Origin of the sequence: Gemmatimonas sp., assembly GCF_036405635.1 — a bacterium.
Taxonomy (GTDB): domain Bacteria; phylum Gemmatimonadota; class Gemmatimonadetes; order Gemmatimonadales; family Gemmatimonadaceae; genus Gemmatimonas.
In genome coordinates, this window is the sequence record NZ_DASWXE010000122.1 from 1 (window position 1) to 8,208 (window position 8,208).

The window sequence follows — 8,208 nt, forward strand, 5'->3', positions numbered from 1 at the left end:
CCCCCTCCGCGCGCCTGATACACGGCGGATGCGCAGCCCATCGCGCATCCGATGACGCTCATCCCATGACGCTCGGCGTGCCCGGACTCTTCCGACGACACGCTTCGTGTATCCCGCATCCCAGGACAACCATGTTCGCGCATATCCTGCGCACGACTGGCGCGCTGCTCGCGCTCGGTCATGCGACAGCGGCCGTCGCGTTCGCGCAGACGGACTATTTCAACACCGACGCCGGACGACCCATCCGCGTCGAAGACGCCTATGCTCTCGAACGACAGGCGCTCGAGCTGCAGATCGCACCCTTCCGCGTGGAACGGGCGCGCGCCGGCGGCTATCGCTGGGGCATCGAACCCGAAATCGCCATCGGCCTGCTGCCGCGCACGCACATCGAAGTGGGCGTGCCCATTCTGCAGTCGGGCGGCAACGGACTGCCGCGCACCACGGCCGTGGGCGGCGTGGAGCTCTCGGCGTTCTACAACTTCAACGCCGAAACACGCCTGCCCGCATTTGCCATCGCCGGTGAAGTGGTGATTCCCGCGGGCAACCTCGGTCCGTCCACCAAGATCCCCACCATCAAGGGCATCGCCACCCGCACGTTGCCCTGGGCGCGCGTGCATGTGAACGGACAGTTCACGTTTGCGAGTGACCCCACCACCGCGCCGCCGTCCACGCGTGCCGATGCGGACGCCAACGCCGAGTATTCGCGCTGGCAGGTGGGCATGGCGGTGGATCGTTCGCTGCCACTGCGTTCCATGCTGTTCACGGCCGAAGTGGTGACCAGCCAGCCCCTGGTGCGTGCCGCGGCACTGCGTTGGGACGTGGCCGGTGGCACGCGCATTCAGCTCAGTCCACGTGTGGCGTTCGATGTGGGCGGCGGCTATCGCCTCACAGGTGAGGACCCGGGTTGGTTTGCCACCACCGGGGCTGCCGTGGCCATCGGTCTGCCGTGGCGGGGGAACTGACCATGCAGCGACTCATGACACGCATCATCGCGCGCCGCACTCGCACACTGACCGCTGCAGCCCTCGCCCTGCTGCCATCGACGTTGGCCGCACAATGGTCCACGGCGTACGAACAGTTCTACCTGCAGGCGCCGCACAACTGGCAGTTCCGCACGCACTATGTGTTCGCGGACCGGTTGTTCAACGCATTCGACTTCGGGCACGCCATTCTGTACGAAACCATGTGGCGTTTTCCCAACGCGCCCGTGTCGCAGCTCGAAACGCGTCGCTACGACCAGCTCACGAAACAGGTCCTGCAAAAGCCGCCGCGTCTTCCACTCGAGGAAGCGGCGATCGAGCCGATGTACGCACGCCTCGCGCCCGAAGCCAAGACCATGTTCGACTGGGCGCACCTGCTGCATCGGCAGCTCTACGATGTGCTGGCCGACGAACGGCTCGACTGGCCCAAGCGGGACGCAGAGGTGACACGCCTCATCGCGTACTATCGCTCGCGACCCGATATGGCGTTCAGCAGCAAGCCCAAATCGATGGAGCTGATGCAGGAGCAGCCGTACTCGCTCGCGTTCCGGAAGAAGTATCCCAAGTTCAATGGGCTCATCTGGGGCTATCACTGGTTCCAGGTGGGGCTCTATGAACCGCTCATGGTGGGACGCAACGAAGCCGAACGACAGGCCGGTGTGCGGGCCGCCACGGCGCGTTTCTTCCAGATGCTCACCGATGCGCCGCGCAGCATGCCGTACCAGATGCCGATGACGGCGGCCGTCTCGCCGATGTTCGCCGATCGTTATCCCGAAGCGGCCATCATCTTCGACAACCTGCACTCGATGCACGATGTGGTCTCCGACATTCTGGCCAACCCCAGTGTGCCGCGTGACCGCAAACGCGCCGAGATCATGCTGGCGGCCAAGCGTTTCCGCGACGACACGTCATACGTGATGACGGTGCCGGCATGGCGCCGCATGACGGAACACATGGGCATCGAGAACATGGGTGGCCCGGCGGTGGGCTTCACGCCCGACATGCCCACGCCCTCGGTCACCATGGGCGCTGTCATGCAGCACGACAGCACCGGGGCGATGACGGGCTTTGGCTATGGTGGTGCCGCATCAAAGGCGGCTGCAGATGCACACGCCGGACACGCGGCCCCCCAAACGCCAAACCCCAAACCCGCTACGGCTTCACCAGACCCCCATGCCGGTCACCAGATGCCGGCTGCAACCACTCCCGCCACGGACACCCGCTACCCGCGCGGGAGCAGCGCCGACAGCGCGGCTGCCGCAGCGGTGGTGTCGCAGTTCCTCACCGCCCTGGCCAACGGCGATTCCGCCTCGGTACTGCGCCTGCTCGGCCCCGAGACGCAGATTCTCGAACGTGGCATAGCCGAACCGCTCGCCGAATACCGGGTACGACACCTGCCGGGTGACATCGCGTTTGCGCGGTCCAGCGATGTGGTCCGCATCCCGCGCACCGTGCTGGTGGTGGGCGATGTGGCCTACAGCAGCGTCACCAAAACCATCACGGGGAAGTACGGAAGGCGTCCCAAGGGCAGTGCCGGTGCTGAAGTGATCGTATTGTCGCGAGGCACCGCCGGTTGGCGCATCGCATCGGTGCACTGGTCGTCACGCACGCTCTGACACCATAGCTTGTCGCAGTCCCCTGCAGGCCGGAGCATGTACATGATGCTGCACCCCATTCATCGCGCGACGCTCACCGGAGCGCTCACCCTGCTGACCACATCGGTCATCGTCGGGGCATCGCCAACGCGCGTGATGGCACAGGGCACCTCCGGCGTGCAGGGATCCGCCATCCAGCGCCGCCACACCGAAGCCGACATCGCCTTCATGCAGGGCATGATCGGTCATCACGGGCAGGCGCTGGAGATGGTGGCCCTCGTAGCTGCGCGTTCCTCGCGCCTCGAGATCGAGAGTCTCGCCGAACGCATCGCCGTGTCGCAGAAGGACGAGATCTCCATCATGCAGCGCTGGCTGGCCGCGCGCGGTGAAGCCAGCGCAATGAAGCATGACATGCATTCGTCGCATCATGACATGCCGGGTATGCTGTCACCCGCGCAGATGGATTCGCTGCGTAGCGCCGAGGGTCTCGCGTTCGATCGGCTGTTCCTGCAGTACATGATCCAGCATCACGAAGGCGCGCTGGTCATGGTCGCCGATCTCCTGCGCCAGCCGGGCGCGGCACAGGACCCGATGGTCTTCCAGATCATGTCCGACGTGGATGCCGATCAACGTGCCGAAATCCGGCGCATGCAGGCCCTGCTCGCCCAGCTGTCGTAGTGCCGTAATGGTTCCCGCCACACCCACACACTCCGTTTGCCCATGACTCTTTCTTGTCAGAGCCGTCGCGGCGCGCTTGCCGCCACCCTGCTCGCGCTCTCCGCGGCCGTTGCCACGCCATCCATCGCCGCCGCGCAGGATCCGCGCATCGGTCTCAAGACCGGCTTTCAGGATGCCGGTGAGGCCATCAAAAATCTCGAACTGATCTCGCACACACCCAAGCAGGCCGGGTGGTTCAATCCGCAGGCGCTTGGCGATTTCGGCTTCGCCAACTCCGACCTCGCCTTCCAGAAGAATCTTGTCTTCCAGGGCGGCTGGCATGGCTGGCAGGCGTGGGACATCAGCAATCCCAAGTCGCCCACGCTGCGCAAGGCGTTCGTGTGTCAGGGTGGACAGGGTGATCTGTCGGTGTATGGCAAGCTGCTCTTCATGTCGGTGGAAGATCTGGCCGGCCGTCTCGATTGTGGCATCGAAGGCATCGCCGACACCGTGAGTGCGCAGCGCTTCCGCGGGGTGCGCATCTTCGACATCAGCGACATCGACAATCCCAGGCAGGTCGCCACGGTGCAGACCTGCCGCGGCTCGCACACGCACACGCTGGTCACCGACCCGAAGGACCAGGCCAACATCTACGTGTACGTGCAGGGCACCGGCCCGGTGCGTTCGCCCAACGAACTCGCCGGCTGCGCCAACACCACCGATGCCACGTCCGCGCTCTTCCGCATTGAAGTGATCAAGGTGCCCCTCGCGGCGCCGCAGAACGCCGAGATCGTGAACACGCCGCGCATCTTCGCCGATGGGCAGGGCAATGTGGCCGGTCTCTGGCAGGGTGGCGCGCATGGCAGCGGCACACAGAGCAGTGGGCGCACCGATCAGTGCCACGACATCACCGCGTACCCACAAATCGGTCTCGCGGCCGGCGCCTGCTCGGGCAACGGTATTCTGCTCGACATCAAGGACCCGGCCAACCCGAAGCGCATCGACGAAGTGATCGATCCGAACTTCGCCTACTGGCACTCGGCCACGTTCAACAACGCCGGCACCACGGTGCTGTTCACCGACGAATGGGGCGGTGGCACCGCGCCACGCTGCCGCGCGAGCGACAAGCCCACCTGGGGCGCCAACGCGCTCTTCACGCTGGGCACCGATCGCCAGCTCAAGCAGGTGGGCTACTACAAGCTGCCCGCGGCGCAGAGCGACGTGGAGAATTGCGTGGCCCACAACGGCTCGCTCATTCCCGTGCCGGGACGCGACATCATGGCGCAGGCCTGGTATCAGGGCGGCATGTCGGTGTTCGACTTCACGAACCCCGCCAAGCCGGTGGAGATCGCGTACTTCGACCGCGGCCCCATCCTCGATGAACTCACGCTGGCCGGCTACTGGTCCACGTACTGGTACAACGGCCACATCATCGGTTCGGAGATCGGTCGTGGTCTCGACATCTTCGAGCTCAAGCCGAGCGAATTTCTGTCGGCCAATGAAATCGAAGCGGCCAAGCTCGTGAAATACGACGAAGTGAACCCGCAACTGCAGACAAAGATCGTGTGGCCGGCGGCGTTCCCGGTGGCGCGGTCGTATGTCGATCAGCTCGAGCGCAACGATGGCCTGCCCGACGCGCGCATTGCGGCGATCAACAAGGCACTCGATACGGCGGAAAAGGCCAGTGTCACCGCACGGAAAGGTGCCATGACTTTGCTGGCGTCGCAGTTGGCTGGCGATGTGGCCAAGTCGAACGACCCGGCCAAGGTACGCGCCCTCATCGATGCGGTGAGAGCGCTCTCCAGATAGGCCGCAACGAACGTCAGGTGGTTGAACTGGGGGTGCTCGGAACATCGGGCACCCCCAATGCCTTCCGCACCGCCGGCGCCACCTGCGTGCCGAACAATTCAATGCTGCGCATGATATCGGCGTGTTTCATGGGTCCCACGCTGAACTGAATCATCATGCGATCGTGCTTGAACAGCTCGTGCTCGAACAGAATCTTGTCGATCACTTCCTGCGGACTGCCCAGCAGCATCGCGCCACGCGGTGAGCGCTCGAAGTCGAACTGCTGACGCGTGGGCATGGGCCAGCCACGCTCGCGACCGATGCGCCCCATCGTGTCGATGTACGGCGGGAATGCAATCTCCACCGCCTGCTCCACACTGTCGGCGATGAAGCCGTGTGAGTTGATGCTCACCTTGAGCGACGCCGGATCGTGTCCCGCCTTCTCCCCCGCTTCGCGATAGAGATCGGCGAACGGCACGAAGCGCTCCGGCATGCCGCCGATGATGGCGATGGCCAGCGGCAACCCCAGCGTGCCCGCGCGCACCACCGACTGCGGCGTACCACCCACCGCAATCCACACCGGCAACGGCTGCTGCAGCGGACGCGGATACACTCCCCGATTGTCGATCGACGGTCGATGCACACCCTGCCACGTCACACGCTCCGATTCCCGCAGCGCCAGCAACAGCTTGAGCTTCTCGGAAAAGAGTGCGTCGTAGTCATCGAGGCTTTGTCCGAACAGCGGATACGATTCGATGAAGCTGCCGCGCCCCGCCATGATCTCGGCGCGCCCGTTCGAAATGAGATCGAGCGTCGCAAAGTCCTGAAACACGCGCACCGGATCATCGGAGCTGAGCACCGTGACCGCACTCGTGAGCCGGATGCGCGAGGTGCGCGCTGCGGCCGCCGCGAGCACCACCGTCGGTGACGAGACGACGTAGTCGGGCCGGTGGTGCTCACCCACGCCGAAGACATCGAGTCCCACCTGATCGGCGAGCACGATCTCCTCGATCAGGTCCTGGATGCGACGCGCCACGACCGTGCTGTCGTCCGTGCGCCGGGGATCCGTTTCACCGAAGGTGTAGATACCGAGTTCCATATGTGATGAATTTCACAAAGAGTGACAGTCAGACGCCAGCATGACCGCGCGCATTGTGACGTAACGCTGGTGTGGTGTCCTGAGTTTGCTACCTTACCCGGGTGACCACTTTTCGAGCCGATGAGTCCTCGGCAGACGCCACCCCGCAACGGGTGAGTGTGCGGGAACGCCTGCAGCGACAGTTGGGCGACGCATACGCCATCACGCGCGAGCTGTCGGGCGGCGGATCGGCGAGTGTTTTTCTCGCCAACGAAGTGGCACTCGACCGGCCGGTGGTGATCAAGGCGCTGTCGCCGGAGCTCGCCGCAGGTGTCGACATCGAGCGGTTCCGGCGTGAGATCAGCTTCGCCGCCCGGTTGCAGCATCCGCACCTGGTCCCGCTGCTCAGTGCCGGCACCACCGCCGACCCGTTGCCGGCATCGGCCGCCGGTACGCCGGACGATGCATCTGCCCCACAGGCCAACGCGCCATCATCACGGCTCATCCCGTGGTTCAGCATGCCTTACGTGCAGGGGCACACGCTGCGCGAACGGCTCATTGCGGGGCGCATGCTGCCGCTGCCCGAGGTCATGCGCCTGCTGCGCGAAATCGCTGCCGCGCTCACCTACGCACATGCGCGTGGCATCGTGCACCGGGACATCAAGCCCGAGAACGTGCTGCTGTGCGACGGCGTGGCCATGGTCACCGACTTCGGTGTGGCCAAGGCGCTCGATGATGCCAGCGAAGAGGGACAGCGCTCCGGACGGCGTGTGACCACCGTCAGCATGGCCCTCGGCACGCCCGCCTACATGGCGCCCGAGCAGGTCAACTCGGCCAAGCTCGTCGATCACAAGGCCGACATCTACGCGTACGGCTGCATGGCGTATGAACTGCTCACCGGCGCGCCGCCGTTCGTGAAGCCATCGCTGCGCGCGACGATGGCCGCGCAGGTGGCCGAAGCGCCGGTGCCGCTGGGTGATCAGCGTGGGGACATCCCGATGGCTCTGGCCGATGTCATCATGCAGTGCCTCGAGAAGGATCCGCAGCAGCGTCCGCATTCGGCATCGGTGATCGTGAAGACCATCGACGCGTTTCAGGCGCAGCCCATCACCACCGGCGAGTACACCACCGCGGCAAGCAGCGGATCCTTCCGACCGGTGAGTGTGAGCAACTCCACACCGCGTCCGCTCGAGCCGGTGAAGAGCGCGGCGCCAACGACAACCGGCACCAACGGCACGCGCTTCGTGCTCATTGGTGCCGGTGTCATGGCCGTGGTAGCGGCGGCGATCTACGTGCTCAGGGCGCGTTGACGACGGGTATCAGCGCGCCAGACCACAACGTGCTCGTGCCCAGTTCGTACGGTCGGGCGTTCGTGGCATCACTACCTCAGGGTCAGGCCAATGCTGCCACCCACGGCGGGTCGCGTGTCGGTGAGCGTCCTCAGAAGTCATCATGTGGGCTGCCAGTAGGCGGCAGGAGTCTGCGCGGCAACGGTTGGCGGTCCCGATAGAAACTGCGCCGTGAGCAAGACGGCAGCACAGAAGCGCAATGATCTCATCGCTGCCATACCAGTCCGAGTTGCAGCGCATACATCGGTGCTTCGGAATGAATAACCTGCACCGCGTTGAACAGTTCTCCCTCGATTCGCATCCCGAGCGATCCCGCCAGAGGCAGTGTCACCGCACTGCGGGCCACGCCGGCGACTTCGGTGTCCCAACTGTACGCGCGAGTGTACCGGGTCCCATCCGGGCGCCGCACCGACGAGGCGTAGCGTCGGAACATCGTGCCACCCGCGACACCAGCAGTCCATGTCATCCTATCGGTGCCCAGAATACGCCAGTTCGCACCGAGTGTGTACAACATGCCCTGAATGTGCCCGATGAAATGGGTCGTATCGGAATTGGACACGCCCATGCCTCTGTCACCTGTACCGATGGTGTTGTAGCTGGCACCTACCACCAGAGACATGCGCCGCGCTGGATTCACGCGACTGACCTGAGCACTGATGGCGTGCCCAAACCCTGTCGCGTCTTCCGCCCATTCTTTGGGCGATCCTCCGAACCAGCCACCGGAGATGCTGGGCTGCCAACGTGTATCAGCGCGGGGTTGT

General features: G+C 64.7%; 7 protein-coding genes. 5 read left to right on the forward strand and 2 right to left on the reverse strand.

From position 1 onward, the window contains the following. The first annotated feature begins 131 nt into the window (after positions 1-131). Genes VGE27_RS10710 through VGE27_RS10725 form a run of 4 tightly spaced genes read left to right on the forward strand, consistent with a single transcriptional unit; the run spans position 132 to position 5,041 of the window. The gene (locus tag VGE27_RS10710; protein ID WP_331049642.1) at positions 132-962 is read left to right on the forward strand and encodes a hypothetical protein; all 831 of its coding nucleotides are present in this window, start codon (positions 132-134) and stop codon (positions 960-962) included. A 14-nt stretch (positions 963-976) separates the two neighbouring features. Further along, positions 977-2,596, forward strand: a complete 1,620-nt coding sequence (locus tag VGE27_RS10715; protein ID WP_331049643.1) for a nuclear transport factor 2 family protein — start codon at positions 977-979, stop codon at positions 2,594-2,596. 36 nt (positions 2,597-2,632) lie between these two features. Continuing rightward, complete coding sequence (locus tag VGE27_RS10720; protein WP_331049644.1) at positions 2,633-3,253, forward strand: DUF305 domain-containing protein; 621 nt, start codon at positions 2,633-2,635, stop codon at positions 3,251-3,253. Between the two features lie 42 nt (positions 3,254-3,295). After that, on the forward strand, positions 3,296-5,041 hold the full coding sequence (locus tag VGE27_RS10725; protein WP_331049645.1) for a hypothetical protein: 1,746 nt from the start codon (positions 3,296-3,298) through the stop codon (positions 5,039-5,041). Positions 5,042-5,054: 13 nt separating this feature from the next. Here the strand turns inward: VGE27_RS10725 and VGE27_RS10730 are convergent, their stop codons facing one another. Then, positions 5,055-6,119, reverse strand: coding sequence for an LLM class flavin-dependent oxidoreductase (locus VGE27_RS10730; protein ID WP_331049646.1), 1,065 nt, complete (start codon positions 6,117-6,119; stop codon positions 5,055-5,057). A 101-nt stretch (positions 6,120-6,220) separates the two neighbouring features. Between VGE27_RS10730 and VGE27_RS10735 the strand changes: the two genes are divergently transcribed. Next, positions 6,221-7,408: a serine/threonine-protein kinase gene (locus VGE27_RS10735; RefSeq protein ID WP_331049647.1), complete on the forward strand. Its 1,188-nt coding sequence runs from the start codon at positions 6,221-6,223 to the stop codon at positions 7,406-7,408. 244 nt (positions 7,409-7,652) lie between these two features. Here the strand turns inward: VGE27_RS10735 and VGE27_RS10740 are convergent. Next, positions 7,653-8,208: hypothetical protein (locus VGE27_RS10740; protein ID WP_331049648.1), on the reverse strand; the 556-nt coding region annotated here is incomplete at its 5' end.